The 26,790-nt window shown below is 69.7% G+C and carries 26 protein-coding genes, 1 tRNA gene and 1 riboswitch; of the genes, 15 read left to right on the top strand and 12 right to left on the bottom strand.

What is annotated here, in order from left to right:
* Nucleotides 1–282: 282 nt before the first annotated feature.
* The 6 genes from AB0B90_RS32105 to AB0B90_RS32080 all read left to right on the top strand — a co-directional run bounded on the left by AB0B90_RS32105 (nucleotide 283) and on the right by AB0B90_RS32080 (nucleotide 5,857).
* Nucleotides 283–1,998 (top strand): serine/threonine-protein kinase, encoded by a 1,716-nt coding sequence (locus tag AB0B90_RS32105; protein ID WP_350945250.1) that lies wholly within the window; start codon nucleotides 283–285, stop codon nucleotides 1,996–1,998.
* A gap of 42 nt (nucleotides 1,999–2,040) precedes the next feature.
* Nucleotides 2,041–3,492: a hypothetical protein gene (locus AB0B90_RS32100; RefSeq protein WP_362926173.1), complete on the top strand. Its 1,452-nt coding sequence runs from the start codon at nucleotides 2,041–2,043 to the stop codon at nucleotides 3,490–3,492.
* Nucleotides 3,493–3,547: 55 nt separating this feature from the next.
* Nucleotides 3,548–4,672 carry a DUF2510 domain-containing protein gene (locus AB0B90_RS32095; RefSeq protein ID WP_362926172.1) on the top strand — a complete coding sequence of 375 codons (1,125 nt, stop codon included), beginning with the start codon at nucleotides 3,548–3,550 and terminating at the stop codon, nucleotides 4,670–4,672.
* A gap of 22 nt (nucleotides 4,673–4,694) precedes the next feature.
* A complete protein-coding gene (gene orn / locus AB0B90_RS32090) occupies nucleotides 4,695–5,297 on the top strand; it encodes an oligoribonuclease (RefSeq protein ID WP_350945247.1) in 603 nt (200 codons plus the stop codon).
* Nucleotides 5,298–5,373: 76 nt separating this feature from the next.
* A tRNA-His gene (locus tag AB0B90_RS32085) sits at nucleotides 5,374–5,449 on the top strand.
* A 153-nt stretch (nucleotides 5,450–5,602) separates the two neighbouring features.
* Nucleotides 5,603–5,857: a LuxR C-terminal-related transcriptional regulator gene (locus tag AB0B90_RS32080; RefSeq protein ID WP_350945246.1), complete on the top strand. Its 255-nt coding sequence runs from the start codon at nucleotides 5,603–5,605 to the stop codon at nucleotides 5,855–5,857.
* 31 nt (nucleotides 5,858–5,888) lie between these two features.
* Here AB0B90_RS32080 and lat read toward each other — a convergent pair whose 3' ends face one another.
* On the bottom strand, nucleotides 5,889–7,190 hold the full coding sequence (gene lat, locus AB0B90_RS32075; RefSeq protein WP_362926171.1) for an L-lysine 6-transaminase: 1,302 nt from the start codon (nucleotides 7,188–7,190) through the stop codon (nucleotides 5,889–5,891).
* A gap of 237 nt (nucleotides 7,191–7,427) precedes the next feature.
* Nucleotides 7,428–8,096, bottom strand: a complete 669-nt coding sequence (locus AB0B90_RS32070; protein WP_350945244.1) for a hemolysin III family protein — start codon at nucleotides 8,094–8,096, stop codon at nucleotides 7,428–7,430.
* 222 nt (nucleotides 8,097–8,318) lie between these two features.
* Between AB0B90_RS32070 and AB0B90_RS32065 the strand changes: the two genes are divergently transcribed.
* Nucleotides 8,319–9,167 carry a fused MFS/spermidine synthase gene (locus AB0B90_RS32065; protein ID WP_350945243.1) on the top strand — a complete coding sequence of 283 codons (849 nt, stop codon included), beginning with the start codon at nucleotides 8,319–8,321 and terminating at the stop codon, nucleotides 9,165–9,167.
* A 122-nt stretch (nucleotides 9,168–9,289) separates the two neighbouring features.
* On the opposite strand, the gene AB0B90_RS32060 is transcribed toward AB0B90_RS32065, so the two are convergent.
* Nucleotides 9,290–11,125, bottom strand: coding sequence for a histidine kinase (locus AB0B90_RS32060; RefSeq protein WP_362926170.1), 1,836 nt, complete (start codon nucleotides 11,123–11,125; stop codon nucleotides 9,290–9,292).
* A gap of 184 nt (nucleotides 11,126–11,309) precedes the next feature.
* On the opposite strand from AB0B90_RS32060, the gene AB0B90_RS32055 reads away from it, so the two are divergent.
* Nucleotides 11,310–12,794 (top strand): serine hydrolase, encoded by a 1,485-nt coding sequence (locus AB0B90_RS32055; RefSeq protein ID WP_362926169.1) that lies wholly within the window; start codon nucleotides 11,310–11,312, stop codon nucleotides 12,792–12,794.
* Nucleotides 12,795–12,842: 48 nt separating this feature from the next.
* Nucleotides 12,843–13,829, top strand: a complete 987-nt coding sequence (locus AB0B90_RS32050; RefSeq protein ID WP_350945240.1) for a pirin family protein — start codon at nucleotides 12,843–12,845, stop codon at nucleotides 13,827–13,829.
* Between the two features lie 33 nt (nucleotides 13,830–13,862).
* On the opposite strand, the gene AB0B90_RS32045 is transcribed toward AB0B90_RS32050, so the two are convergent.
* The 6 genes from AB0B90_RS32045 to ngcE form a co-directional block, all read right to left on the bottom strand.
* A complete protein-coding gene (locus AB0B90_RS32045; protein ID WP_350945239.1) occupies nucleotides 13,863–14,438 on the bottom strand; it encodes a superoxide dismutase family protein in 576 nt (191 codons plus the stop codon).
* A gap of 130 nt (nucleotides 14,439–14,568) precedes the next feature.
* The gene (locus AB0B90_RS32040; protein ID WP_350945238.1) at nucleotides 14,569–14,859 is read right to left on the bottom strand and encodes a 4a-hydroxytetrahydrobiopterin dehydratase; all 291 of its coding nucleotides are present in this window, start codon (nucleotides 14,857–14,859) and stop codon (nucleotides 14,569–14,571) included.
* Nucleotides 14,846–15,448, bottom strand: a complete 603-nt coding sequence (locus AB0B90_RS32035; protein ID WP_350945237.1) for a hypothetical protein — start codon at nucleotides 15,446–15,448, stop codon at nucleotides 14,846–14,848. Before AB0B90_RS32035 ends, AB0B90_RS32040 begins: the two co-directional genes overlap by 14 nt.
* 109 nt (nucleotides 15,449–15,557) lie before the next feature.
* Nucleotides 15,558–16,475, bottom strand: coding sequence for a carbohydrate ABC transporter permease (locus tag AB0B90_RS32030; protein ID WP_350945236.1), 918 nt, complete (start codon nucleotides 16,473–16,475; stop codon nucleotides 15,558–15,560).
* Nucleotides 16,475–17,386 carry a sugar ABC transporter permease gene (locus tag AB0B90_RS32025; RefSeq protein ID WP_350945235.1) on the bottom strand — a complete coding sequence of 304 codons (912 nt, stop codon included), beginning with the start codon at nucleotides 17,384–17,386 and terminating at the stop codon, nucleotides 16,475–16,477. The genes AB0B90_RS32030 and AB0B90_RS32025 overlap by 1 nt, the downstream gene beginning before the upstream one ends.
* Before the next feature lie 6 nt (nucleotides 17,387–17,392).
* Entirely contained in the window at nucleotides 17,393–18,844 is a 1,452-nt protein-coding gene (ngcE, locus tag AB0B90_RS32020) for an N-acetylglucosamine/diacetylchitobiose ABC transporter substrate-binding protein (RefSeq protein WP_350945234.1), read from the bottom strand.
* 331 nt (nucleotides 18,845–19,175) lie between these two features.
* Between ngcE and AB0B90_RS32015 the strand changes: the two genes are divergently transcribed.
* The 6 genes from AB0B90_RS32015 to AB0B90_RS31990 all read left to right on the top strand — a co-directional run bounded on the left by AB0B90_RS32015 (nucleotide 19,176) and on the right by AB0B90_RS31990 (nucleotide 23,352).
* Nucleotides 19,176–19,823, top strand: coding sequence for a class II aldolase/adducin family protein (locus tag AB0B90_RS32015; RefSeq protein WP_350945233.1), 648 nt, complete (start codon nucleotides 19,176–19,178; stop codon nucleotides 19,821–19,823).
* 63 nt (nucleotides 19,824–19,886) lie between these two features.
* Nucleotides 19,887–21,098: a DUF4032 domain-containing protein gene (locus tag AB0B90_RS32010; protein WP_362926168.1), complete on the top strand. Its 1,212-nt coding sequence runs from the start codon at nucleotides 19,887–19,889 to the stop codon at nucleotides 21,096–21,098.
* 152 nt (nucleotides 21,099–21,250) lie between these two features.
* Nucleotides 21,251–21,631 (top strand): roadblock/LC7 domain-containing protein, encoded by a 381-nt coding sequence (locus AB0B90_RS32005; RefSeq protein ID WP_350945231.1) that lies wholly within the window; start codon nucleotides 21,251–21,253, stop codon nucleotides 21,629–21,631.
* A gap of 4 nt (nucleotides 21,632–21,635) precedes the next feature.
* The gene (locus tag AB0B90_RS32000) at nucleotides 21,636–22,529 is read left to right on the top strand and encodes a hypothetical protein (protein ID WP_362926167.1); all 894 of its coding nucleotides are present in this window, start codon (nucleotides 21,636–21,638) and stop codon (nucleotides 22,527–22,529) included.
* Between the two features lie 58 nt (nucleotides 22,530–22,587).
* Nucleotides 22,588–22,968 carry a roadblock/LC7 domain-containing protein gene (locus tag AB0B90_RS31995; RefSeq protein WP_350945229.1) on the top strand — a complete coding sequence of 127 codons (381 nt, stop codon included), beginning with the start codon at nucleotides 22,588–22,590 and terminating at the stop codon, nucleotides 22,966–22,968.
* 12 nt (nucleotides 22,969–22,980) lie between these two features.
* Nucleotides 22,981–23,352, top strand: a complete 372-nt coding sequence (locus tag AB0B90_RS31990) for a hypothetical protein (protein WP_350945228.1) — start codon at nucleotides 22,981–22,983, stop codon at nucleotides 23,350–23,352.
* A gap of 221 nt (nucleotides 23,353–23,573) precedes the next feature.
* Here AB0B90_RS31990 and AB0B90_RS31985 read toward each other — a convergent pair whose 3' ends face one another.
* From AB0B90_RS31985 to AB0B90_RS31975, 3 genes are all read right to left on the bottom strand, one after another.
* The gene (locus AB0B90_RS31985; RefSeq protein ID WP_362926166.1) at nucleotides 23,574–24,404 is read right to left on the bottom strand and encodes a hypothetical protein; all 831 of its coding nucleotides are present in this window, start codon (nucleotides 24,402–24,404) and stop codon (nucleotides 23,574–23,576) included.
* 250 nt (nucleotides 24,405–24,654) lie between these two features.
* Nucleotides 24,655–24,804, bottom strand: a riboswitch (cyclic di-AMP (ydaO/yuaA leader).
* A 379-nt stretch (nucleotides 24,805–25,183) separates the two neighbouring features.
* Nucleotides 25,184–25,930, bottom strand: a complete 747-nt coding sequence (locus AB0B90_RS31980; protein WP_350945226.1) for a DUF4253 domain-containing protein — start codon at nucleotides 25,928–25,930, stop codon at nucleotides 25,184–25,186.
* Between the two features lie 348 nt (nucleotides 25,931–26,278).
* On the bottom strand, nucleotides 26,279–26,596 hold the full coding sequence (locus tag AB0B90_RS31975; RefSeq protein WP_362926165.1) for a hypothetical protein: 318 nt from the start codon (nucleotides 26,594–26,596) through the stop codon (nucleotides 26,279–26,281).
* Between the last annotated feature and the right edge of the window lie 194 nt (nucleotides 26,597–26,790).

Raw genomic sequence — 26,790 nt, 5'->3', positions numbered from 1 at the left:
CGACCGGCTCCTCCACCGCGTCGGCGGAGGAGCCGGTCGCCGGTGCCCGGCGGGCCGTCGTGAGGCCGCCGGCGAACCGCGACGTAGCGCCGAAACCGAGGATTGATCGGGATTTCGGTCCTGTCGCGAAAGCCGCCCGTCCGGGCCGGCCACGGTGGATAATCACTGATCAGCTCCACTCTGTGAGACTGATCCCCGGTTAATGAGCGGAATGCCGTTATCTATCGCTAAGCTGCGGTTCGTCTGTTATGGGTGGGGGCCCAGACAACTGAGGAGACCGTTATGTACGGCACGCCATCGGCCTGGCGAGTCCCCGGATACACCGAGATCCGCGAGTTGGGCGCCGGTGCGGCCGGGCGTGTGGTGATGGCTCGGCACGACGCCGACGACATCATGGTCGCGATCAAGTATCTGTCCGACGAGCTCAGGAGCGACGTCGGGTTCGTGGCGCGCTTCCGGCACGAGGCGAGGCTGCTCAACGCCCTGAGCAGCCCGCACTCCGTCCGGCTGTACGACTACGTGGAAACCGGCGACGGCGCGGCCATCGTCATGGAGCTGATCAACGGCGTCCCCCTGCGCGCGCTGCTGCGCTCCGAGGGGCCGACCGGTCCCGAGGCGGCGCTGCTCGTGCTCAAGGGCTCGCTCCTGGGGCTCGCCTCCGCGCACTCGGCGGGCGTGGTACATCGCGACTTCAAGCCGGAGAACGTGATGGTGGAGGCCGACGGGAGGAGCAAGCTCGTCGACTTCGGCATCGCGGTCCGTTCCGGCGACGGCGACCTCCCGGCGGGCACGCCGCCCTACATGGCCCCCGAGCAGTGGGTGGGCGGGCCCGCGGGACCCGCCACCGACGTCTACGCCGCCACCGTCGTGTTCTTCGAATGCCTGACCGGCACCCGGCCCTTCCGCGCCACGAACGTCGCCGCGCTGGCCCGCCAGCACCAGATCATGCCGCCGCCGGTCGAGGAGGTGCCCTCCGCCCTGCAGGGACTGGTCGAACGCGGCTTGGCCAAGCACCCCGCCGACCGGCCGCCGACCGCGAGCGCGTTCCTCACCGAACTCGAAGCGGTGGCCGCCGACGCCTACGGCCCCGACTGGCAGGACCGCGGCCGGCGTCGCCTGGCCGCGGTCGCCGGACTGCTCGCCGGGATGTTCCCGATGGAGGCGCCCGTTCCCGGGGCCGACACCTCGCTGGCCATGACCGAGCTCGACGGCGGCGACCTCGACGGGACGAGAACCTCTTCGGTCGGCAGGCTGGGCATCAAGATCCTCGTCGGTGTCGGCTGCATCGCGGTGATCGGCGGGCTGACCGCGGTGCTGGTCGGCTCCGGCGACCCCACGGAGATCCAGTCGCAGGGTGCCGTCACCTCGCACAGCCCCTCCCCCTCCGACCCGCTGGAGACGCTCGCCCCCGAGGACGACCCCGACGAGCTCGACGAGCCTGTGGAGGATTCTCCGTCCGCGGGCACCCCCACCCCGACGCCGACGCCGACGCCGAGCACCACGACCACCTCCGGTCCTCCGCCCGTGGCACCCACCGCGACGTCGGCGGCCGCGACGCCCACAGCGTCGGCGAGGCCCACCACGAGGCCCACCACCCGGCCGACGAGGACCCCGACGCGGCGGCCGTCCACGGAGCCCACCCCGGAGGAGAGCACCACCCTGGACGGCGGCCCCCGCGACCCGGACCGGCCCACCACCGCGCCGCCGTCGGCCACCCCGACCCGGCCGACGACCGCCCCCACCCAGCCCACGGCCCAGCCGACCCGGACATCCCCTACGCGAACGCCGTCGGGACCGCCCCCGGAGCCCACTCCCACCCGCACGGACCCCTCCTCACCGGGCACCGAGCCGCCTCCCACCCTCTCCAGCTCGCCTTTGCCGCCGGTCGAGACGGCCCCCGCGGCGTTCCTCGCACTGGGCCTGGTGACGAGCGGTGTCGTACCGTTCACACTGGCCGTCAAGCGCGGCATGGCAGGACGGCACCGGAGACGCCGGTAGACCGGTAGACAGGGGAACGATCGCGATCATGAATATCACCCCATGAGCACCGATCGCGGAGACATCGCCGGGTTCCGGCTGACCGGCCGTACCCGGGCGGACGACCTGGGAGTCTGGTCGTCGGCCGTCGCGCCCGACGGACGACCGGCCGGCGCGCTCAGATTCGACCCGCGGCTGGTCGCCGATCCCGCGGCGCGCGAGCGGCTGGTCGCGGCCGTGCTCGCCGATCGCGGGCTCGCGCGAGGCGGCGTGACCGGGCTGGTCCCGGTCGCCGACCTCATCACGGCGAGGGACGAGGTCTGGCTGATCACCTCGAAACCGGTCGATCCGACGGTGGGCGACCTGCTCTCTGCCGGGCCGGCCTTCTCGCCCGGATCGTCCCGGCCCGACGCGGGCAGCGCGGCCACCGTCCTGGTGGAGACCGCGCAGACGCTGCTGGCCGTGCACGCCGCCGGGCTCGCCCACGGACAGGTTCACCCGGGCACCGTGGTGATCGCCTCGGACGGGTCGGCGCTGCTCACCGGGCGAGGGCTGGCCGACGCCCTTCTCGGCCGCCCCTCCGCACCGGAACGTGACGTGGCGGCCTGGGCGTCGCTCGCCCGAGGGCTCGCCGCGACCTGGGCCTCGGCCGATCGCGGTGCCGCGGCCCTGCTGGAGAGGGCGGCGGCCACGGCCTCCACCAGGGGGCTCGCCCCCGCGCGGGACGCGCTGCTCGCCGGGCGCGACGTGCTGCCGTCCGGGTTCACCACCCGTGACAGGCTCGTGGAGACCCTGCACCTGTGGCCGGCGCACGAGGCACCCGCTCCGGGCGGTCCCGCGGCCCCCGTACGGCCGGCCCCGGACGAGGGGGAGATCGCGACCCTGCTGCACGTCCCGAGGGCCGATGAGCCGCGCGCCCGGGAGACCGGCGAGTGGGCCCCCGGGGGCGACCGGCGGGGGGCCGAGGAGGTGGTCATGAGGTTCGGTCCCGGGGTGCCCTCCGAGACCACGGCAGCCCAGCTCTGGCGGGCCGGAAGGGACCAGCAGCAGACCGAACCGCCCTCCGGCAGGCTCGACGCGGGTGCGGCCCCCCGTGCGCGTCGAAGACGCGGCCGTACGATCCTCGCCTCGGTGATCCTCGCGCTGATGGTCGTGGGCGCGCTGGCACTCTGGCTGTTCCGGGGTTCGGCGACGCCTTTGGAGGTGACGAAGGTGGACGTCAGCGCCCCGAAGAAGACGCAGGGGTGCGACACCACGGTAAAGATCACCGGCGTGCTGTCCACCAACGGCGCGGGCGGCGAGGTGCGCTACCAGTGGAAGCGGAGCGATCGTAAGAAGCCGATCGCGCAGACCGACCAGATCCCGTCCGGGACGACCTCGCACGAGGTGAGCCTGGAGTGGACGGTCAAGGGTGAGGGAAGTTTCAAGGGAACCGCCACCCTGGTGCTGCTCTCCCCGGTACCCGAGGGGAAGAAGATCCAGGACAAGGCTACCTTCGCCTACAAATGTTCATGATTGATCACCAAGGTCCACAATGCGACACAAAGCCGTTCTTACTACTCTGGCGGCCATGACCACGCAGACCCCCTCCGGCTGGTACCCCGATCCCTACGGCTCACCGTTGTTGCGGTGGTGGGACGGCAACCAGTGGACCGACGCCACCCACCAGGCGGACGCTCCCGCCGGACAGGGCACGGCGGAGGGGCCGCGGACCGGCCCCTCCCTCCAGCAGCACCCGGCGGGACCCGACTCCCGGCAGGCGGGCCCGCCTCCCGCGCGGGAAGGGGCGCACGGGGGTGGTCCCACCGGCCAGTGGACCCAGCAGGCCGGCCCCGGGGCGGCGGGCACGGGACAGCCACTGTGGGGCGGCGGGTCGCCGAACGGCGACACGGCGCAGATGCCCATGCCGCCGCACGGCGGCTACCCGTCCGGGCCTCCGCCGCGCAAGAGCAGCCCTCTCCCGTGGATCCTGGGAGGCGGAGGCGCGCTGATCCTCGTGATCGTGATCGTGGTCGCCGCGATGTACCTGATGAACCCCGACGGCACGAACACCGCGGGCAGGTCTCCCGCGCCCCGGACACCACCCCCCACGGCGAGCCTGGAGCCCACCGAGCCGACTCCCGAGGCGACGCCCGCGCCCTCGGGAAGCGCGCCGCCCCAGGCGGTGGACGGGCGCGTCACGGACCCGGTGACCGGCCTGTCGTTCGAGATGCCCGAGGGGCCCTGGGAGGTGCCTCCCACCGTCGGCGGCGGGCTCGGGTTCGTCTGGAACAGCGCGGCCATCGCCGTCGCCCAGGAGAACTTCGACGGCAGGGGCGGCGACTGGCTCGGCAACGTGCTCACCGGCGAGCTTCCCGACCAGTACGGCTACCAGGGCGTCGGCAGCCTGCGTTCGGCCGCCGCGACCCTGCTGCAGGTCGTGGAGCCCGCCTTCTACAGCCCTCCGCACAAGCGGAACATCGTCGAGGACAAGGCCGTCAAGGTGAGCGGCAAGGACGCCTGGCTGCTCGTCTTCGACCTGGACTTCTCCGAGCAGTCCGAGGTCAACGGCTGGAAGTGGAAGCGGGAGCGGGCCGCGTTCTTGATCGTTGACCGTGGCGAGAACACCCGTCCGGCGCTGGCCTACGTCTCCATACCGGACAATCTAGACATATCTGCAGTAGACAAGGTGATCAAGTCATTCAAGCTGCCCTGAAGTGAGTACTACCCTGAGGGCTATGAGTGACCTGCTGGTCTGGATCGACTGTGAGATGACCGGGCTCGACCTTGGCCGTGACGCGCTTGTCGAGGTGGCCTGCGTGGTCACCGACGGCGAGCTGAACCAGCTTGACGAGGGGGTGGACGTGGTCATCAAACCCCCGCCCGAGTCCCTTGAGCAGATGTCGGAGGTGGTGCGGGAGATGCACACCGCCTCCGGCCTGCTGGAGGCGCTGGAGGGCGGCGTCACGCTGGCCGAGGCCGAGTCCATGGTGCTCGAATACATCAGGGGCCACATCCGGGAGCCGAAGAAGGCCCCGCTGTGCGGCAACTCCATCTCCACGGACCGTTCCTTCCTCGCCCGCGACATGCCCGCCGTGGACGGGTTCCTGCACTACCGGATGATCGACGTCTCCTCGGTGAAGGAGCTGGCCCGCCGCTGGTACCCCCGGGTCTACTTCGCCTCGCCGGAGAAGCAGGGCGGCCACCGGGCGCTCGCCGACATCGTCGAGAGCATCCGGGAGCTGCGTTACTACCGCGCGGCGGTCTTCGTGTCCCAGCCTGGCCCCGATTCCGCCACCGCGAGGGAGTTGGCCGAGAGCGTGTCCACGCGTCGGCCTTGAACGTTTCACGAGAAACCCGGTACGAAACGACTCCCAAAGACCGCTACACTTTTCATGTGCTGCTGCGGCGGCGATGGTGGGCGTAGCTCAGTTGGCAGAGCGCTAGGTTGTGGTCCTAGATGTCGGGGGTTCAAGTCCCCTCGCTCACCCCACTGGAACGGCCGGTCCTTAAGGACCGGCCGTTCCGCATTTCCGGCACTATTACCCACCAAAAGTGGATATTGCAGGTTATGCTCGCTGCTATCGCAACGCCGTTAGGACCGGGGGTTTCGGCGACCTGACCGTGTTTCAGCCACGGAGGCCGGATGAGAGTCGACGATGCCCCGTTCGACGCGGAGCCCAGAGCCGTTACGGATCTGAGCAGGCGTGAGACCGAGGTCATGGAATTGATCGCGATGGGGCGCTCCAACGGGCAGATCGCCCAGCACCTGTTCCTGAGCGAGAAGACCGTGAAGAACCACGTGAACCGGATATACGCCAAGCTCGGCGTCGACTCGCGGGTCACCGCGATCGACCTGTGGCTGGAACGGGCCGCGCACGAGGAGCCGCAGCGCCACTAGCGCCCGCCGGCCCGGGACCGTCAGGTCCGTGCTAGGCGGTGAGCCGCAGGCAGCGGGACGCCTCCAGGGCCCGGGCGATGGCGGACGTGCCCTCCCCCAGCTCCGCCGAGGTGATCGAGAGCGCCGGACGCAACCGTACCGACCGCTCTCCGCAGGGCAGGACGAGCACGCCCTCCTCCTCCCGCAGGCGGGCCACCAGGAGATCGCGTTCCACGGCGTCCGGCAGGTCGAAGGCGCACATCAGGCCGCGTCCACGCGCGTTCTCCGCCAGGTCGGGGAAGCGCTCCTGGATCTCCAGCAACCCCGCGAGGAGCTCGGCGCCGAGCCTTCCCGCACGCGGGATCAGGCCGTCACGCTCCACGATCTCCAGTATCCGGCGGGAGCGGACCATGTCGACCAGCCCACCGCCCCAGGTGGAGTTGATCCTGCCGCTGACCTGGAACACGTTGCCCGGCACCGTGTCGACCCTGCGGCCCGCCATGATCCCGCCCACCTGGACCTTCTTGGCGAAGGCCACGACGTCGGGACGCAGGCCCAGCTGCTGGTACGCCCAGGGGGTCCCGGTGGTCCCCGCGCCGGTCTGCACCTCGTCCAGGACGAAGAGGGCGTCGTGCTCGTGGCAGAGCCGTTCCATGGCGAGCAGGAACTCCGCCCGCATGTGGTTGTCGCCGCCCTCTCCCTGGATGGGCTCGGCGATGAAGCAGGCGATGTCGTGGGGGTGGCGTTCGAAGGCCGCCCGCGCCGCGGCCAGGGACCGTTCCTCGGCCGCCTCGACGTCGCCGAGGTGGATCGCGGGCACCTCGATCCTGGGCCAGTCGAACTTCGGGAAGCGGTCGGTCTTGATCGGGTCGGTGTTCGTCAGCGAGAGGGTGTAGCCGCTGCGCCCGTGGAAGGCCCGGGTGAGGTGGAGGACCTTGGTGCCGAGTTCCGGCGAGTGTCCCCGCGAACTGTTGAGGCGGCTCTTCCAGTCGAAGGCGCACTTGAGCGCGTTCTCCACGGCGAGGGCGCCGCCTTCCACGAAGAACAGGTGCGGCAGTTCGGGATCACCGAGCACCCGGGCGAACGTCTCGGCGAAGTCGGCGAGGTGGGCGGTGTAGAGGTCGGAGTTGGCGGGCTTGTTCGCGGCGACCCTGCCGAGCAGAGCCAGAAACTCCGGATCGTCGTCGAACGGGTTCACCCCGAGCGGGGCCGAGGCGAAGAAGGAGTAGAAGTCGAGGTAGCTCCGGCCGGAGCCGGCGTCGACGAGCCGGGACCCCCGGCTCCGTTCCAGGTCCAGTACGAGCCGATAGCCGTCGACGAGCAGGTGACGGGCGAGACGGCCATGAACGTCCATGTCCCCTCCACGGTGATCCGAGAAGATGATCCCCCGCTGTTCGCACATCTACACGGAGACATTACGTGTCAAGGCCGGTTCTTGTGAAGATTTTCTTGCATACGCGTGGTCTGGGCGTGAATATCGGACCGCGCGGCCCGGCCTTCCCGCATGACCGTTCTCCTTCCCCGAGCCCGCCCCCGCCGAGACCATCAGCCGGTCAAATCGGCCTGTCGTGCGACAAGGCAGTGGGAAGGATCACGTCGCCGCGTAGACCACCAGCGAGACCGCCACGTACTGCGCCAGGTAGGCGGCGACGGTGAAGGCGTGGAAGACCTCGTGGAAGCCGAACCAGCCGGGAGAGGGGTCGGGCCTGCGCATGCCGTACACGATCCCGCCCGCCGTGTAGAGCACCCCGCCCAGAAAGAGCAGGGCCACCGCGACCGTCCCCGCACCCTCCACGAGCTGGGGCAGCACGAAGACGGCCGTCCAGCCGAGGCCGATGTAGAGCGCGGTCGAGAGCCACCGGGGAGCGCCGGTCCACAGCACCCGGAAGAGGACCCCGGCGATCGCGCCGGTCCAGATCACGCCGAGCACCACCGCGCCCGCCACACCGTCCAGGGCGAGCAGCGCGAACGGGGTGTAGGTGCCCGCGATGATCAGGTAGATGTTGGCGTGATCGAGGCGCCGCAGCACCTCCTCCAGGCCCGGGGAGAGCTTCCCCCGGTGATAGGTGGCCGAGATGCCGAAAAGCAGGCCGGAGGTGATCGCGTAGACGACGGCGGCGAGCCTCGCCTCCAGGGTGGGGCCCAGCGCGACGAGGACGAAGCCCGCGACGAGCGCCACGGGCAGCGTCCCGGCGTGCAACCAGCCGCGCAGGCGCGGCTTGACGGACTCTGTGAGCGTTTCCGTGAGGGACGTGGCCATGAACCTACGGTAGCGTAAGTTACGCGTTCGTAGGTTGTGATCCGTCCTACACGGCGTCGACTCGGCGAGAGCCTCGGCCAGAACAAGGCGCCGCACGCCGGACCGTGCAGACGGTGATCCGCCCCACCCGGACGCCGACCGGTCGCCACTGCGCATATGGTTTCCCCTCGGGTTCGCATCAGGAACCCACGGATTCGCATCAGGGAAAAGAGGACCGCACCGATGGGCAGGCGGGAAGCGCGGGAGCCGATGCCGGGACGGTATCCGGTGACCTTCGGCGAGGTCGATCTCCTGCAGGACCTCGACAGGCCCTCCGGCTGGGTGGTCTCCAAGGACGGTGTGCCGCAGTCGTACGTCGACCTCGACGACGCCACCTACCTCGACTTCGAGTACGTCCGGCTGATGGCCGACGTCGTCGACCTCCTCCGCGAGGGTCCGCTGGACGCCGTGCACGTGGGCGGCTGCGCCTGCACCCTGCCCCGCTACGTCGCGGCGACCCGCCCGGGGTCCCGGCAGATCGTCGCCGAGCCGGACGAAGGGCTCGTCCAGCTCGTCAGGGACCAGCTCCGGCTGAAGTCGGTGCCCCGGCTCAAGGTCAGGATCCTCGACGGCCGCACCGCCACCGCCGGACTCGGCGACGCCTCCGCCGACCTGCTCGTGCTGGACGCCTTCAGCGGCGCCACGATGCCGATCGAGCTCGCCACCTCCGAGTACATGGGCGACGTCGCCCGCGTCCTGCGCACGGACGGCACCGTGCTGATCAACGTCGCGGACGGCAAGGGACTCGCCTTCGTCCGCCGGGTGCTCGCCACCGTCCGCGGTACCTTCCCCCAGGTCGTACTGCTCGCCGAACCCGGCGTCATGCGGGGACGGCGCTTCGGCAACCTCATCGTCGCCGCCTCCCGCCTGCCCCTGCCCGTCTCGGGTCTCACCCGCAGGGCCGCGGGCGGCCTCACCCAGGCCCGCTGCGTGTACGGCGACGACATCGTCAACTTCATCGCCGGAGCCCGGCCCCTGCACGACGGCGACGCCGTGGTCATCCCCGTCCCCCCGCCCGCGGTCTTCGGCTGACCCGGCCTCCCGGCCTGTTCCGCCCCTCTCCCTCCGGCGCACCGGTCCGGCTGTCCGTCCGGCCTGCCACCCCAGCCCGACGCACGGGCCGAACGCGTCGCCCCTGCCCCCCGTTCCGCGCCTCAGTCCGGGACGGGAACCCAGGCGCTGACCAGGGTGCCCTCGCCGGGCGTCGAGGAGACGTCGAGGCCGCCGCCGAGCGCGGCCATCCGGTCGGCGAGCGCGCCCAGGCCCCCGTGGCCGGACCCGTCCCGCTCGAAACCCCTGCCGTCGTCGGAGACCGCGACCCGCAGGCGCCCGCCCGACCAGGCCAGCCGCGCCTCGATCCTGGAGGCGTCGGCGTGCTTGAGCGCGTTGGCGATGGCCTCGCTGGCCGTGAAGTACACGGCGCCCTCGATCTCGTCGGGAAAGCGCCGCGAGCGAAGCGCGGGATCGACCGTCACGGTCGTGGCCACCGGCAGCCGCGAACAGCGTTCCTCGACCGCCTCGGCCAGACCGCCCTGGCTGAGCACGGACGGGTGGATGCCCGCCGCCAGCTCCCTCAGGTCGGCGAGGGTCTGGCGAGCCTGCTCGCGCAGGAGCGTCAAGCTGTCGGGGCCGCCGCCGGTGGCGCGGGCCAGCTCCAGCCCCGCGATCAGCGCGACGAGCTGCTGCTGCGCCCCGTCGTGGATGTTGCGCTCGATCCGCCGCCGCTCGGCCTCCTGGGCGTTGACCAGGCGTGCCGCCAGGCCCGCGCTCTGGATCGCCAGCCCGATCGGCACCGCGAGCGAGCCGAGCAGCCTGCGGTCCTCGGCGTTGAGGCGCCCCACGACCTTGGGTCCGCAGGCGATCTGCCCCAGCCCCGCCGGGACGGTGAGCACGGCCTCACCGTCCTCCCTGCCCGCCACCACCCGCGTGCCGTCCGCGAGCGTCACGGCGGCCCAGCGCGTCTCCAGGCCCGCCCGTACGGCCTCCGCCAGCCTTCCCAGCTGCTCCACGGGCTCCACCTCCTCCAGGTCGGGCCCGAGCTCCGTCAGGAGCTCGTCCACCGTGGGCCTGAGATCGAAGATCAGGAAGACTCTGGAGCCCCTGATGCCCACCCGGATGTCGAGCAGGTTGTGGCGGAACACAGCCGTGGTGATCACTACGGGCAGGGCCGCCATCGCCGTCACGACGCCGAGCCAGCTCAGCGCGTGGCTTCCCTGCCCGACCCGCCCGACCTGCCCGAGGATCACCGTCAGCACGGAACCGCTCAGACCGGCCGCCACCCCCAGGGCCATCCAGCGGAGAAGGCGGCGCTCGGCGCGGGGTCCGCGCCGAGCGCGCAGGACGAGGGAGACCAGCACCGACAGTGACACGAGGAAGGCCGCGAGCTGCCCGAACCCGCCCACCAGCGCGGCGAGCAGCCCTGCCATGCCTTCGAGCCCCAGCGGGTTGCCGTACGCGAGGGGCGCGTAGACCTCGTCCGGGCTCAGCAGGATGCCCAGCCAGTGCAGGAAGATCGCCGCTGCGGCGATCCAGGCGACCGGGCGCCAGCGCGACGAGGGCAACCTGCCGTCGGGGAAGATCAGCGGGATGAAAACCCAGCTCAGACCGTAGAAGACGGGAAGCGCCGAGGTCAGCAGCACGGCGGCCACGGCGAGAGGGCCGCTCCCGTCCCCGTACGTCGTCAGGATGCCCACCCCGAGAAGGCCGAGGCCGAGGCAGCAGGCGGCGGCGAGCAGCAGCCAGCCGTAGGGGTTGTCGGGGCGCCTCAGCGCGATGAGCAGACCGACCGACGGCAGGGCCGCGCAGGCCACGAGGAACAACCACTCGGTGAACGGCACGGACATGCCGCCCGTCAGCAGGACGCCCGCGACGATCCCGGCCACCGACACCGCGGCCATCGACGTGGCGAGGACACGAGTCGGGGCGGTGGACGCCGACGGACCCGGCGACGACGCGGGTGCCGGGACGGTGTGGGAGGCCGTGGACGTCATGGCACGTAGGGTGACCTGCCACCGGCTCCGCCGTCCAGGGGGTTGTCCGCACATCCGGTGCGGTTCGCCGCACCCGCGAGACGGAGGACCACCGGGTGTCGTGAGCCGGGAGCGCTTTCTAGTTTCGGATGAGGGCCATCGGGGAGATGGCCGCAACGCCGGAGACCATCAGAAGGAGAACCTCATGCGGTTGCCGTTCCGATCGAAGCGCCTGCTCGCCGTCGCCGTCGCCGTCACGGCCGTTCCGGCGACGGCCCTGCCACTGGCCGTCCCCGCCTCAGCGGTCACGGAGGTGGTCACGGAGGTGGTCACCGGGGGAGCGGCCACCTCCGTGACCACCGCGGGGACGGTCGCGTCAGGAGCGGTCACGGCCGAGACGACCACGTCGGGAACGGTTACGGCCGGAGGCGTTCTCGCCGAGCCGGAGATCCCCGACAGCCCCGCCGGCCGGCAGTTGCGCTGGTTCCTCGGCGCGCCCGACCGGGCACCGCTCTCGGAGAGCGAGCTCGGGGTGCATCTCAACTCCGGCTACCTCTCGTCGCTCACGGTCAACGGCGTCAACGCCTTCCTGCAGGCGTCGAAGGGGTTCCGCCTGGAGAAGCTGACCAAGGAGACGCCGTCCGCGCTGGCCGGGACCGGGGCGATCGGCGAGCAGGCGTTCGTCCTGCAGCTCGGTGTGGACGGCGACGGGAAGATCAACCTGCTCGGGCTGACGCCTCCGGAGCCCTCCGTACCCGCCGCTCCCAAAAACTGGAAGCAGCTCGACGCCCGGCTCCGCGAGGTCGCACCGCGCGTGGGCTTCCTCTCCGCCGAGATCGACTCGCGGGGCAGGTGCGACGTCGCGCACGCCGTGGCGCCGGACACGGTCCGGCCGTTGGGCTCGATCTTCAAGCTGTACGTGCTGGGCGCCGTGGCCGAGAAGGTCCGCGACGGCAAGCTGAGCTGGAACACCAAGCTCACGATCAAGCCCGAGTGGAAGAGCCTGGGCGAGGACGGGCTGACGGGCCGTCCGGACGGCGGCACCACCACGGTGAAGGAGGCCGCCAAGCTGATGATCTCGATCAGCGACAACACCGCCACCGACATCCTGATCCACACGGTCGGCCGCAAGGCGGTGGAGGCGAAGGTACGGCAGTGGTCGAGCCACGCCACCCGGAACATCCCCCTCCTCACCACGCGCGAGGTCTTCCTACTCAAGGGCGTGAACCACCCGGCGCAGGCCCGCGCCTACCTGGCACTCGACACCGCGGGCAAGCGCGCCTACCTCAAGGACACGGTCGCCGGACAGTCGCTGTCGGACATCGTGCTCTGGCAGAAGCCCAGGGAGATCGACACTCTGGAGTGGTTCGGCTCGCCCCGCGACGTCTGCCGCGCCTACGCCGGGCTCCTCAAGCTGGGGGGCAAGCAGGTGAGCGCGGTGATGTCGGCCAACGACGTCGGGATCAAGCTCGACAGGAAGAAGTGGCCGGTGGTCTGGGCCAAGGGCGGTTCGGAGCCGGGGGTCCTCGACCTGTCGTACCTGGCACGCTCTGCCAACGGGAGGACCTATGTCGTGACCGCGCTGACCAGCGACCCCGCCGGCGCGCTGGACGAGCGGGTCGCGACCCCCGAACTGATCTCGCTGAGCCGGGGCGGCTTCGCGTTGGCCGACCCGGCAAGGAATAGTTGAAACATCAACCGAGTTGTCACCGGCGAACATCGCAGGAAGGAATCCGAGATGCCCGCCGTAACCGTTGAGAACCCGTTGACCCTGCCCCGCCTGCCGCAGCCGTTGAACGCGACCCGCGAGCGCCAGGTGCTGGCCGTCACCACCGCGCCGAGCGGATTCGAGGGAGAGGGATTCCCGGTCCGCAAGGCACTCGCGACGATCAAGTCCCAGTATCTCGACCCGTTCATCATGATGGACCAGATGGGCGAGGTCGACTACGCGCCGGGCGAGCCCAAGGGCACCCCCTGGCACCCGCACCGGGGCTTCGAGACCGTCACCTACATGATCGACGGCGTGATGGACCACGCCGACTCGCACGGCGGCGGCGGCACGATCTCCGACGGCGACACGCAGTGGATGACGGCCGGCGGTGGCATCCTGCACAAGGAGGCTCCCCCGGAGTGGCTGGTCGCCAAGGGCGGCCTGTTCCACGGGATCCAGCTCTGGGTCAACCTGCCGGGCAAGGAGAAGATGGTCGCGCCGAAGTATCAGGACATCGGCAGGACCAACGTCGTCCTTCTCAGCAGCCACGACGGCGGAGCACTGGTCCGCCTCATCGCGGGCGAGGTCGGCGAGTTCACCGGCCCCGGCTCCACCCGGACGCCGATCACCCTGCTGCACGCCTCCCTCAGCCCCGGTTCCCAGCTGACGCTCCCCTGGCGCAAGGATTTCAACGCGCTCGCGTACGTCCTGTCGGGACGCGGCACCGTCGGCGGCGACCGGCAGCCGATCGAGTCGGGTCAGCTGGCCGTCTTCGACGGCTTCGGCAACCTGCCCGGGCTGGGCACCGACGGCGAGTCCATCACGCTCTCGGCCGCCGGTACGCAGGAGAGCCGTAGCCCCAACCTGGAGGTCATCGTGCTCGGCGGCCGTCCGATCGGCGAGCCGGTGGCGCACTACGGGCCGTTCGTGATGAACACCCAGGCGGAGCTGGCCAAGGCGTTCGAGGACTACCAGGCGGGCCGCCTCGGCACCATCCCCGCCGGCCACGCCTGAGCGCGGTCCGGCACCGACCATCCGGTGCCGGGCTTAGCGCTCGACGAGGGTGACGCAGGCGACGCGAAGACCGGCCGCGCCGGCCTCAGGACCCGTGCTGCGGGTGGGCTCGGCGTGGATCACGAGCGACCTGGGGAGCCGCCCGGGGACGAGCGCCCAGTCCTGGGTGGCGGTGCCGGTGGCGACGCCCTGGGCGTCGGTGGTGAAGTCGAGCCAGACCTCGTTCTCGGCGCTCGCGTGGGTGTGGGAGTGCTGGTAGTGCGGCCCGGCGTCCTCCGGTTTGAAGCCGCACGGGTTGACGTGCAGGTGCGCCCCGTACGTGCGCCCGGGGAGCATGCCCTTCACGGTGACCGTGGCGGTGGCGAGCACCGCCCCGGACTCCACGTTGACCTGTGCCCAGGCTCCCGGCGGCACCAGCCGGGTGTCGTAGACGATGGCGGAGGCGCGCGGCGCCGGATCGGTGAACGTGCCGCCCCCGACGAGACGCATCTCGCGGGCGCCCGGGGTGGCCGACGCCACGGCCGGGCCGCGCCCGGCCGGATCGGCGGCCTGATCACCGCAGCCCGCGCAGAGCAGAGCCACGGCGGCGAGAACTCCCATGATGCGCATCCACGATCTCCTTGAGCGGCCGGAGAAGAGCAGAGCCCACCATATCGAGTAATCATATGATCACTCTTGGTATTGACCGCTCTCGGCCATGCCGCCGGGAAGCGCGAGACGTGATCGGCGCGGGAGCGGTTCAGGCGTTGGCCGAGGCGATCTCGTCGATGCGGGCGGCCAGGGTGAAGTCGAGTTCCGTCAGGCCGCCCGCGCTGTGTGTGCTGAGCGCCAGGTGGAGGGTGCGCCAGCGGATGTCGATGTCGGGGTGGTGGTCGAGCTTCTCGGCCTCCACCGCGATCTCGTCCACGATGCGGATCGCGGTCGGGAAGTCGGTGGCGTTGATCGTGCGGCGGATCTCGTCGCCCTCGCGCCGCCACTCGGGCAGGCCGGTCAGCCGAGCGTCCACCGTGGAGTCGTCAAGCAGGTTCATCCCCCCAGGAGATCATGTCTCCGGCGAGGACACCAAGCCTGGGCAGGCTTCCGGCGCGTCTGGCCATGGCCATGATGCCCTGGGCCATGGAGGTCGCGTGGCTGGCCTGGTCGAGGAGAGGCTCCAGCTCGGGCAGCAACTCGGGCAGCCCGGCGAGGCTCCACTCGTGCCAGCCCGACAGGCGGGTGCCCCCGCTGTCGGGGTCCTCGGCGCGGTAGGCGGCCAGGATCGGGCACTCGCGGTTGATGCGGAGCAGCCATCGCTCGATGTCGGCGTTGAACGCGGCGATCCGGGAGGGGGCGGCGTACAGCCAGCCGTCGTCGCCGATGCGGTCGGACTCGCCGTCGGCGACGGGGTAGGTGCGGACCACCGTGCCGTGCAGGAGCAGGCCGCTCGCCACCATGAGCTGACGGCCCTCGCACCAGTCGATCGCCCCGCGCAGGGGCGCCGGGACGGTGTCGACGATGACCGCGCGCTGGGAGCTGCTGGGCTGACGGGCGAAGCGTACGTGCACCTCGGCCCACATGTAGTAACTCGCCTCCCCCGCGCCGAAGAAGGGGAAGGGGAAATCCTGGTCGGGGTGGGCCATGTGTCGGGTTCTCCACGGGAGAAGGGGACAGGAGTCGTTCCGAATATGAACGACTCCCAACGACGCCTCCGGGATTACTCGCCGAGACCGTTTATTTGACCGGATCCGGTCATTTGACGGCGCCCGAGGTCAGACCCGACTGGATCTGGCGCTGGAAGATGATGTAAATGATCATGACGGGGATGATGGCCATGCTCAGCGCGGCGAACAGCCCCGGCCAGTCGGCCTCGTACCCGGCGCTGGTGGAGATGTTGGCGACGCCCTGGGTGATCAGCCACTTGTCCTCGACGTTGCCCGACAGCAGCACGATCGGCAGAAGATACTGGTTCCACTGGCCCAGGATGTTGAAGATCGTGATGCTGATCAGCCCCGGCCTCGCCATCGGCACCATGATCTGGAAGAACGTCCGGGTGTGCGAGCAGCCGTCCATCATCGCCGCCTCGGCCACCGAGGTGGGCAGCGTCTTGAAGAACGCCGACAGGAAGAAGACGGTGAACGGCAGCGAGTAGGCGATGTAGACGAGGATCAGCCCGAAGTGGGTGTCGATCAGGCCGAGGTTTCTCACCACGAAGAAGAGCGGGACCAGCGCGAGGAAGACCGGGAAGGTCATCCCCGAGACGAACAGGAAGTAGATGAACCTGTTGCCGGGGAAGGTGTAGCGCGCCAGCACGTACGCGGCCATCGAGCCGAGCAGCATGGTGCCCGCCGTGCTGCACGCCACCACGAAGACGGTGTTCAGCATGTACTGGCCGATGTGGGCCTTCTCCCAGGCCCGCCCCCAGGCGTCCCAGCCGAACGTGGCGGGGAGCGTGATCGCGTCCCCGAAGATCTCGGTGTTGGTCTTGAAGGAGGACAGGAACGTCCAGAGGATCGGGCCGACGATCAGGATCGCCCAGACCAGCAGCGCGACGTGGGAGAGCGCACCGAAGATCCCGAGTGGGTTTCTCACCCGGCGCCCGGCGCGCGCGGGGGCGGCGGGGCGGGTGGCGTCGGGCTTGCGAGCCGTGTCCGTGGGAGGCGCAGCCATCAGAACTCGATCCTCTCGCGCCGGGTCACGCGCAGGGTGAGGGCGGCGAACGTGATGGTCATGAAGAACAGCGCCACGCCCATCGCCGAGGCGTAGCCGAACTTGGAGAAGTTGAACGCCGTACGCCAGATCTCCAGCGGGAGCACCGTGGTGGAGTTGTCGGGCCCGCCGCGGTCGACCGAGAGGACCTGGACCAGGGCGAAGGCGTCGAACGCGGCGATGCCGAGATAGACCCAGGCGACCTGCATGGTGTCCCACAGCAGCGGGATCGTGATCCTGAAGAACAGGGTGAACCGGCCCGCGCCGTCGAGCGCGGCGGCCTCGAACACGTCCTTGGGGATGGAGGACATGCCGGCCGAGAACAGGACCACGTAGAAGCCGACGGCCTGCCAGACCATCACCGCGATGATCGACATCAGGGCGATGTCCGGGTCGATGAGCCAGCCGACCGGCTCGATGCCGACCTTGCCGAGCAGGCCGTTGATCACGCCGGTCCCGTCCGGGCGGTAGATCGCCTGGAAGAGCACGCCGACGATGGCGACGGCCAGGACCTGGGGCAGGAAGAAGATCACCCGATAGACCTTCGAACCCCAGATCCCGGTCATCCGCCCGTCCCGCTGCCCGCCGCTCAGGTTGAGCAGGAAGGCGAAGAACAGGGCGATCACGATCGTGACCAGCGGCATGACAAGCAGCAGAACACCGTGGTGCCGCACCGCGGCCCAGAAGACCTCGTCCTCGAAGAGCCTGGTGAAGTTCTCCAGGCCGATGAACTGAGGGTTCGCCGAGATGCCCTTCCAGTTGGTCATCGAGATCTGGAAAGCCTGGATGTACGGGCTGATCACGAAGACCACGTAGAGGAGGACCGGCGCGGCGAGAAAGCCGACGATGAACGGATACTTGCCCTGCCGCATCGGGAGCTACACCGTCCGTTCCTGCTTGGTGATGGACGAGTCGGCCTTGGTCTTGTCGGCGGCCTTCTGCACCTTCTCGCAGAACTCGTCGGCGGAGATGCGGCCGAACATCAGCGCGTTGGTCTGCTTGCGCAGCTCGGTCTCGAACTCCTTGTACCAGTTCTCGAAGCTGCTGAAGGTGACGATGTTCTGGCCGGCGGCGGTCTGCGCGGCGCTGAGGCTCGCGTTGCCCGGTGACAGTTCCAGGCCGTCGGCGGCCCCGGTCACGACGGTGATGTTGCCCGACTTCTCGGTGAAGCCGCGCGCACCCTCCTTGGAGAGCATGATGCGCAGATACTCCAGGCCGCCCTTGGGGTTCTTGCCCTTGGCGGGGACGATGTAGGCCTCGCCGGCCGCGGCGCGGATGGCCTCGAACGGCATCTTGTCGGCGGCGGTGACGCTGGGGGTGGGCGTCAGCGCGTACTTGAAGGTGTCGGGGGTCTGTTCCTTCTGCTCGTTCTCCAGCCAGGAGCCCGACGGGTACAGCGCGATCTTGCCCTGGTTCTGGCGGAGCTGCACCTCGGTGTGGATGAGGCCCTCGAAGGACTTGTCCATGTATTTGGCGATCTCGGCCCAGGCTGCGGCGGACTGCTTCATCGCGTCGCGCTGCCAGACACCGTCGGCGAGGTTGTCGACGTCGATGAGGATCTGGTTGCCCTCGATCTTCGCGGCGGAGATGAGGATCATCCAGTACATGTAGTAGGAGGCGTTCTTGCCCGCGTACGCGAAGGGGGTGATCCCCGCCGCCTTCGCCGTCTCGGCGAAGGTCTTGAACTCGTCGAAGGTCTTGGGCGGGGTCCAGCCGTTCTTCTCGAACAGCGCGGAGTCGTACCAGAGGCCGTACGCGGAGAAGACGTAGTTCATCAGGTAGGGCTTGCCGTCGATGAGGCCGGACTCGACGGTGCCCGGCGCGACCATGTCGCGCACCTTCTTGCTCGGGTCGTCGATGGAGGGGGCGTCCCACAGCTCGGTGAGCTCCAGGAGCTGGCCCTCCTGCTGCAGGGCGCCGTTGTCCATCAGGTCGGTGCCGGAGTTGGCGATCATGTCGGGGACGTCGCCGCCGGCGAACCTCGGCTGCAGGGTCTGGGCGATCTGCTGGGTGGCGACGTGCTTGATCTGGGCCTGCGGGAACGCCTTCTTGTACAGCGGCTCGTGGACCTCGGTGGCGTAGCTGTCGCCCAGGCCGCCCTTGAAGATGACGACCTCGAGCGGCGCGTCGGCGGCGACGCCGAACGGGTTCGCCGCGGAGACCGCGCCGCTCGCGGAGGGTGCCGCGGAGGCGGCGGGGGCCGGGCCGCCGCCGGTGGCGCAGGCGGTGAGCATCCCTGCGCCGGGGCCGGCGATCAGAGCGGTCATGCCGATCCGGCGGAGCATCTGCCGCCGGGTGATATCTCCGGGCGTACTGGCCGATGTGGACATGTAACCCTCCTGCACGGGGGATCAATTAGGAAAGTTTCCTAAACGTTTGCCCGAAGGTACGTATCCCTGGAGCCCACCGTCAAGGGCCCGCATCCGGTCTAGACCGAGCCGTGATGTCCTCGCGACCTATCCGGTAGCAACCAAACGCCAGGGAAGTGCTATCCGGCAACGAAACAGCACATAGCGGTCTAAATTCCTCTACCAACCGTTGACGCACGACCGCCGGAGAGGTAGAGGAACCCTGCTCGCCGACCGCCGACAGGCGGCAACCGGTCTAGACCAGATAATGAAGGTTTGCCGCCCGGTACCGCAACCCCCTACTTTTGACGACATGTTGCTGGCCGAGCAGCGCCGCCTGCTGTGTGAGTACGGCCATCGGGCCGCCACGACCGGACTGGTCGTCGGGACCGCGGGAAATCTCAGCGTCCGCGTGGGCGACCTGGTCGCCGTGACACCCGGCGGCGTCTCCCTCGACCGGCTGGAGCCCGAGGCCTGCCCGGTCGTCGACATCGAGGGACACCTCGTCGAGGGCGATCTGCGGCCGTCGTCGGAGACCCCCATGCACCTCGCGGTCTACGCGACCACCGGCGCCGGCGCCGTCGTGCACACCCACTCCGTCTTCGGCACCGTGGTCGCCACGACCATGAGCGAGCTGCCGCCGATCCACTACAACGTCCTGCTGCTCGGCGGGACCGTGCGGGTCGCCGAGTACGCCACCTACGGCACCCCCGAGCTCGCCGCCTCCGTCAGGGCCGCGCTCAAGGACAGGCGTGCCGCGTTGATGGCCAACCACGGCGGGGTCACGATCGGCGACGACCTGGACGGCGCCTTCGAGGCGACCAGGTTGCTGGAGTGGCTCTGCGAGGTCTACGTGCGGGCCAGGAGCGTCGGCGAGCCCCGCGTGCTCACCGAGGAGCAGCTCGCCTCGGTGGTCCGGCGCGCCCTCGACCCGCCCGCCTTTCCCCGCCGCGAGGACTGAGCGCGGCGCGACCACCTGCCCGTCCTGCACACCGCCGGACCACCCATCGCGAGGACTGACCCCATGCCCCTGCAGCTCACCGGCGCGCCGAGCGATCCGGACCTCATCCGCCTGCCCTGGGACGTCCCGCTGGAGCAGTGGCCCGAGCACCGCCTGGTCTCCCTGCCCCGGGGCATCTCCCGGCACGTGGTGCGCTTCGCCCGCCTGTCGGGCAAGGTGTACGCGATCAAGGAGATCAGCGAGTACTACGCCAAGCGCGAGTATCGCCTGCTGTGGGACCTGAGCCGGATGGACACCCCGTCCGTCGAGCCGGTCGCCGTGGTCACCGGGCGGACCGGCTCGGACGGCGAGCCGCTCGACTCCGCGCTCATCACCCAGCACCTGCAGTTCTCGCTGCCCTACCGCGCGGTCATGTCGGGGACGGTCCGCCCGGAGACGCTCAACCGGCTGCTCGACGCCCTCGCCGTGCTGCTCGTACGACTGCACCTCAGCGGCTTCTACTGGGGCGACTGCTCGCTGTCGAACGTCCTGTTCCGCCGGGACGCGGGCTCCTTCGCCGCCTATCTGGTCGACGCCGAGACGGGCGAGCTGCACCCCATGATCAGCGAGGGGCAGCGGCTGTACGACATCGAGGTGGCGCACACCAACATCTTCGGCGAGATGCTCGACCTGGAGGCGGGCGGGCTGCTGCACTCCTCCATCGACCCCGAGCAGGTCGCCGACTCGGTCTGCCGCCGCTACCACCGTCTGTGGGGCGAGCTCACCTCCGACGAGATCATCGAGGAGGTCGACTGGCACATGATCGACCAGCGGATCCGCCGGCTGAACTCCCTGGGGTTCGACGTCGCGGAGATGATGGTCCGCCGCAAGGCGGGCACCGGGCGGCTCATCGTCCGGCCCAAGGTCGTGGACGCCGGGCACCACCAGCGCAGGCTGTTGCGGCTCACCGGCCTGGACGTGGAGGAGAACCAGGCCAGACGCCTCCTCAACGACCTCGACTCCTTCCGCGTGTCACACGGCCTTCGCCACGAGGACGAGGCGATCGTGGCCCACCGCTGGCTCGCCGAGGTCTTCCAGCCCACGGTGCTGGCCGTCCCCCTCCAGATGCGGGGCAAGCTGGAGCCCGCGCAGTTCTTCCACGAGGTGCTCGACCACCGCTGGTACATGTCGGAGGAGGCCGGGACCGATGTCGGCCTGCCCGCCGCGGTGAATTCCTATGTGAAGAACATTCTCATTTTCAAGCCGGACGAAAAGGCACTCATCGCCGAGGACTAAAGGATTGATTTCCACCCGGGGTGCATAACTTCCCCTCGGGGTGGTGAATCCTCCCCCTTCTCCCATCAAAGCCCCAGCCGGAGAGAGTGGTTTCCGAGGCTTTTCCCTACGCTGACCGGGCGACGTTCGAAGTCGTCGGCAAGGGAGAGCACGTGCTCGGAATCGAAGACTGCCTCACCGAGGTAATGGCCATCCCCGGGGCCCTGGACGCGATTCTCATCGATCAGACCAGCGGAACCGCGGTGGCCGCCGGCGGTGCGAGCCGCCATGCCGACGTGGAGAGGTCGGCCGCGGGGCTGAGCGAGACCCTGCGCGCGACGCTCGACGGGCTCGCCGTCACCGTGCCCGGCGGCACGGTCCGGATCAACGACATGATCGTGACCACGGACGGCGGACACCATTTACTGAAACCGCTGGAAACGCCGTTCGACGGCCCGCTCGTCATTTACGTCAGGCTCGATCCGGAACGCTCGAACCTGGCACTGGCCCGCCACCGCCTCCAGGCCCTTTCCGGCCGTCTGATATCGACGTGAGCCCGTGCCCAGCGTCGAGAACATCCTCAGCGGACTCGCCGGCGACCACGCCACCGGATCCCTGCGACTCGGCAAGGCGGGGGTCATCTACCTCACCGACGGCCGGGTGACCTACGCCGAGAGCGCGTCCGCCCCTCGGCTGGAGGACCTGCTGGGTGCCCGCCGCGGCATATCCGCCCATGCCGTACGGCAGATCAGGCAGGCCACCACCCGCCGGCGACCGGACCCCGCGCTCCCTCCCGGGCCGCAGGAGTCGCGGGAGCCCCAGCCGACGGGGGGCGAGCGGCTGATCGCCCAGGGCCTGCTCACCAGGGGTGAGCTGGAGTTCTGCGTGCTCAGCACGGTGCTCGACGCCGCGTACTTCCTGCTGCGGGCCACCGGGCACCGGCCCAGGTTCCGGCGGGGGGAGCTGCACTGGCTCGGACCGCAGTGGTACTTCGACGCGACCGGCCTGCTCCGGGAGTGCGAGCGGAGGAAGGCGCAGTTGGAACAGATCTGGCCGTCCGCGGAGCTGGACACGCTCCCGGTCGTCCCGGTGGAGCGTATCGGCGCCCACCGGGTGGTGCTGAGCGCGCTCCAGTGGGAGGTGCTCGTCGGCGCCGACTCCGTCGCGACCCCGGCCGAGCTGGCGCGCAAACTGGGCCGTCCCGCGTACTCGGTGCTGCTCGCCGTACGACAGCTCGCCTCCTCCGGGCTGCTCCGCGTCCCGGAGCCCGGTCCGGCCGAGGCCCCCGCCGCCCCGGACCCGCTGCCCAGGCGGACGAAGGGCGCCACGGAGATCCCGGCGGCCGGGACGGGCTCCGTGGAGACGTCGGAGTGGATCCCCAGGGCGAACGGGGACCCGGCCGACGTCAACCTGCTCATCCGGCTCAGGAACGCATTGGAGGCAATGACTTGAGCCCGGTCACATGCCGATAAGGCTACGGACGCTGAAGTTGATCGGAAGGAGGATGCCGGTGGAACTGCGCGAGGAGATACGCCGTGAGATGGCGATGCTGCGAGAACGCGTACCCGACGTGGACGGGAGCATCGCGTGCAGTGTCGACGGCCTGACGATAGCCAGCGACCTGAGAAACGACGTCGAGCAGACGGGCGCGCTCTCCTCCGCGGTGCTCGCCCTGAGCCGCCGGATGACGGGCATCGCCGGCAAGGGCGCCTTCGAGGAGACGCTCATCTCCGGAACCAACGGCTACGCGGCGTTCTACGCCGCCGGACCCAAGATCGTTCTCACAGTCCTGGCACGCCCGGGGACCAATCTCGGGCTGCTCAGGCTGGAGGGCCGCAGAACGGCGGACCGACTCGCCGCCGTCAGCTCACGCACATCGATATCCCAGTGATCGGAGACAGTAATGGGCAACATGGACATCTCGCTCAAGGAGATGATGGCGATCGACGGTGCCATCGGCGCGGTCGTCGTCGACTACAACAGCGGGATGGCGCTCGGCGCGCTCGGCGGGTCCAAGGACCTCGACCTCCAGGTCGCGGCCGCGGGTAACACCGAGGTCGTCAGGGCGAAGATGCGGACCATGGAGTCGCTCGGTCTCAAGGACGGCATCGAGGACATCCTCATCACGCTCGGCACGCAGTATCACGTGATCCGCCCGATCTCGGGCCGGAGCGGTAAAGGGCTGTTCCTCTACCTGGCCCTCGACCGGAACCGGGCCAACCTCGCGCTCGCCCGGCACAGCCTGCGCGGCATCGAGGAGAAGCTCGAAGTCTGACCCTTTGGTTCGCGGTCCGCGCCCCGGCAGGCGCGGACCGCACCGGAACCCTCGGCGTTTCGAGGATGGTTCTTCCCGATGGCCGCGCCGCCGGGGACGGTGACGGCTCTTTTTGGCCGCCACACCGTCGGAGCCGGTGACGAGGACCGTCTCTGCCCGGTGGCCGCGCCGTCGGGGCCGGTGACGAGGACCGTCTCTGCCCGGCCGCCACACCGTCGGGGTCAGTTCTCCTCTGCGGCCACGCCGCCGGGGACGTACTCGGAGACATGCTCGACCATCACCTTGGGCTTGCCGAGCCAGGGTCGCGCCTCCGCGCTCACCAGCTGGGTCTGCAGGCCGATGCCCAGCTTCCTCGCCATCGCGAAGACGGTCGTCGGCGGCTGGGCCGGGTTGGTGTCCCTGCGGTTCCACGCGCCGGTGGAGAACGCGACCGGGTGGTTCTTGATCCCCGTGCCGCCGCCCCACTTGGTGACGACGTACTGGATGTCGATGTGGCCCATGCCACCGTTGCCGTCCACGCCGAGCGTGCCGGCGTTGAACGTGCCGCCGGTCAGGTCGGCGAAGGTCTTGGCGTCGATGTCGATCATGATGCCCTGGTTGGAGGGGTTACCCGGGCCGCGGTCGCCGACGAAGAACTTCGCCTTCTTGCCCTTGTAGAGGATGTATCCCTCGGTGAACAGGGGCCAGCTCGGGCTGGCGATCATGCCCTTCTGCATCGGCTTGCCGCTGGCGGGAAGTCCGGTGTCACCGGCCCGGCCCGAGGAGTCGTCCCAGAAGTAGGAGGCCGTGGTCGCGCCCTGGAGGAGAACGGCCTCGGTACCGGCGGGCGCGCCCGCCGCCGGGTCGTTCGCGAGGCGGGTGGAGGCGGGGGCCGCGGAGGCGGGGGCCGCGGAGGCAGGGAGCGCGAGGGCGACACCGCCGGAGACGAGGAGGCTCGCGGCGGTGAGGGCCGCGGCGAGGCCGCGCCCGAGGGAGGTGTTCCTGTACGGGGATCGCTCGCCCGGACAGGGCGTGTTCAGGTCGTTCTTGTGCATACCAAAGGAGGGGTGCATGGAGAAATGGCTCTTTCGCGAGGGAACGGGGCGGCCAGGTGCGAACACCGAAGGGGTGCACTGGCGGGGACGCGCTCATCGGAAAAGGTGGCGTAGCCGGATCAGCCGATCGCTACGCGGAGCACGGTCCTGAAGGTGCCACGATCAGGCGCGGCGGCGAGGTCGAGGGGACGGGGGGCGGCGTTGAAGTTCAGGTGGTCGGTGCCGACAGGGGGTCCACCGACGTGGTGACGCGGTGATCCATGAGGGGATCTCCTCTCCATCTCGTCTACCGGGTTAGCTGACGGGTTCGGGCGGTGGAGTTGCCCTACCGCCGCGCGTTCGCGGCGGATTCACCCCGGAAAATTGGTTCCCCGGCTCCGGAGCCCTGCGGGCCCTCGGGATTCGACGTCGGCCGGCCGCCTCCTCTTGTGAAGGGCAGGTCGCCAACCGATAACAGTGGACACTACCCACCAAACCGGACAAAGCAAAGCAAACACCATGAAAAACCCAGAAGATCTACCTACAAGCTTCAAGGAAGCCCCATCGATCGCCCCGCCAGGTCGGCACCCGCCCTACCAGCGAGAACGCCTTCCCCAACCCGGTATCCGCCGCGAGAACCCCCGCCCCGGACCCGTACGAGGGCCTTCCCGCCGGCGGCCGGCACCCCCGCCCGCGGGACGAAGCTCCTCCCCCGAGACCCACACAGGGCCTCCTCACCGGGGGTCGACAGCCCATCGCGGGACCCTCACCGAGACCCGCACGGGATCTCCCCCACCCAGCGGGTCATCCCCGTCCGGTCAGTCCCACCAGAACGACCAGGCGTTCCTGCCCTTGATCTGCTCGGCGTAGTCGACGAGGGTCCCCGCTCCCTGGATGATGCTGTCGGGGCAGAACGTCCAGTGTTCCGCCGCGACGTGCAGGGCGTGCTCGGAGGTCGTCGGCGGCGCGGCGACGCTGAGGTCGAGGGTGTTGAACCCCATTCCGACCACCCGCACCCCGAACCTCTCCTCCCAGCTCCGTACGACGGCCGCGAGCGGGACCATCCACTCGTTGTGGTTCAGGGCGCCCTGCCAGCCCATCACGGCCAGGGCGTCGGCCCCGCGCTCCACCGCGACGAGCCCGAGCGGGGTCCTGCGCTCGGCCACCAGCCCGGCGTACCAGTCGGCGACCACACCGGGATCGGCGGCGAGCCTTCCCGCCGGCGCCGGGCCCGGACACTCGGGACCGTAGGGATCGAGGAGTTCGAGCTGGTCCAGGGTCGCCCTCTCGATCCAGTCGGACCACACCTCGGCCATGAACGCGGCGGCGTTGTAGTTGTCGATCTGAGCGGCGGTGTCGGGGGCGATCTGACCCGCCGACCAGGGCTGGACGGAGTCCTCCAGCAGGACCGGCCACAGGCCCGACTGCTCGTGCTGAGCCCTCAACCGGGCCCAGTACTCACCGGAGACCGTCACCTCACTCAGCCAGAACGCCGGACGGCGACGGACCGCGAGCTGAGCGTAACCGGGGTCGGGCCACACCACGTCCCCCGGCGGCAACTCCACCGAGAGCCTCCTGCCCCCGCCTCCCCCGTCCCCCTCGCCTTCGTGGGCTCCTTCTCCCCCATCGGCGAACAACTGGCCCAGAACTGGCGGGAGTCTCTCACGCTCGCAATCGCTCATCTCTACCGATCCGATCCTGACCACGGATCAATTTTGGCCTGTCAACCACCCCGAGGGACAGTTCTGCCCTGGTCCAGGCAAAAATTATCGGTACAGAGAGGAACGAAGCCGAGCGGGTGCCACCCCTCCACGCCCGACGAATGCTCAACGAGGCCGTTCGGGGCCGCACGTCACGTCCGCGAGGGCGCCGTGAGTCTCGGGGGTAATGGACAGGCCCGCGAAGCCGGAGAGCTAGGGCTCGAAGAGCACCAGGGGATGGCGCCGCGTCATCTCCAGGACCACGCGGCACACCTCCCCCGCCCGTGGGAAGACCGCGTTCATCAGCACGAAGTCCTCCCCCACGGTGAGCGGCTCGGACCACGGTGAGGCGCCGTAGTTCTCGACGGTCAGGTCGGGGAAGAGCGCCGTCAACTCCTCGTAGAAGGCCGCCACCTCCGGGCGCGGCTCACCGGGCGCGGCTCCGCTCTCGCCCCAGGCGAGATATCGAAGAAGGGCCTCCCGCGCGGTGATCGGTCCGGCCGCGAACCAGACTCCGAGATCAAAGCTCACACCATGTCCTCGTCGTCCTCGTCGTCCTCGTCGTCCTCGTCGTCGCCTGCCCAGCCGTCGAATCCTACGTGCCCGGCGGACACCTGATATGCGCGAACCGTACGGAAAGATCGACGCCCGAGATGCGCGACCGGCGCGGAAGGATCGACGTCTGGAATGCGCGACCGGCGCGGAGGACGGACACCTTTATATAC

Origin of the sequence: Streptosporangium sp. NPDC049078, assembly GCF_040648855.1 — a bacterium.
In the GTDB taxonomy this organism is placed as follows: domain Bacteria; phylum Actinomycetota; class Actinomycetes; order Streptosporangiales; family Streptosporangiaceae; genus Streptosporangium.
This window is presented reverse-complemented; position numbering and strand designations above follow the sequence as displayed.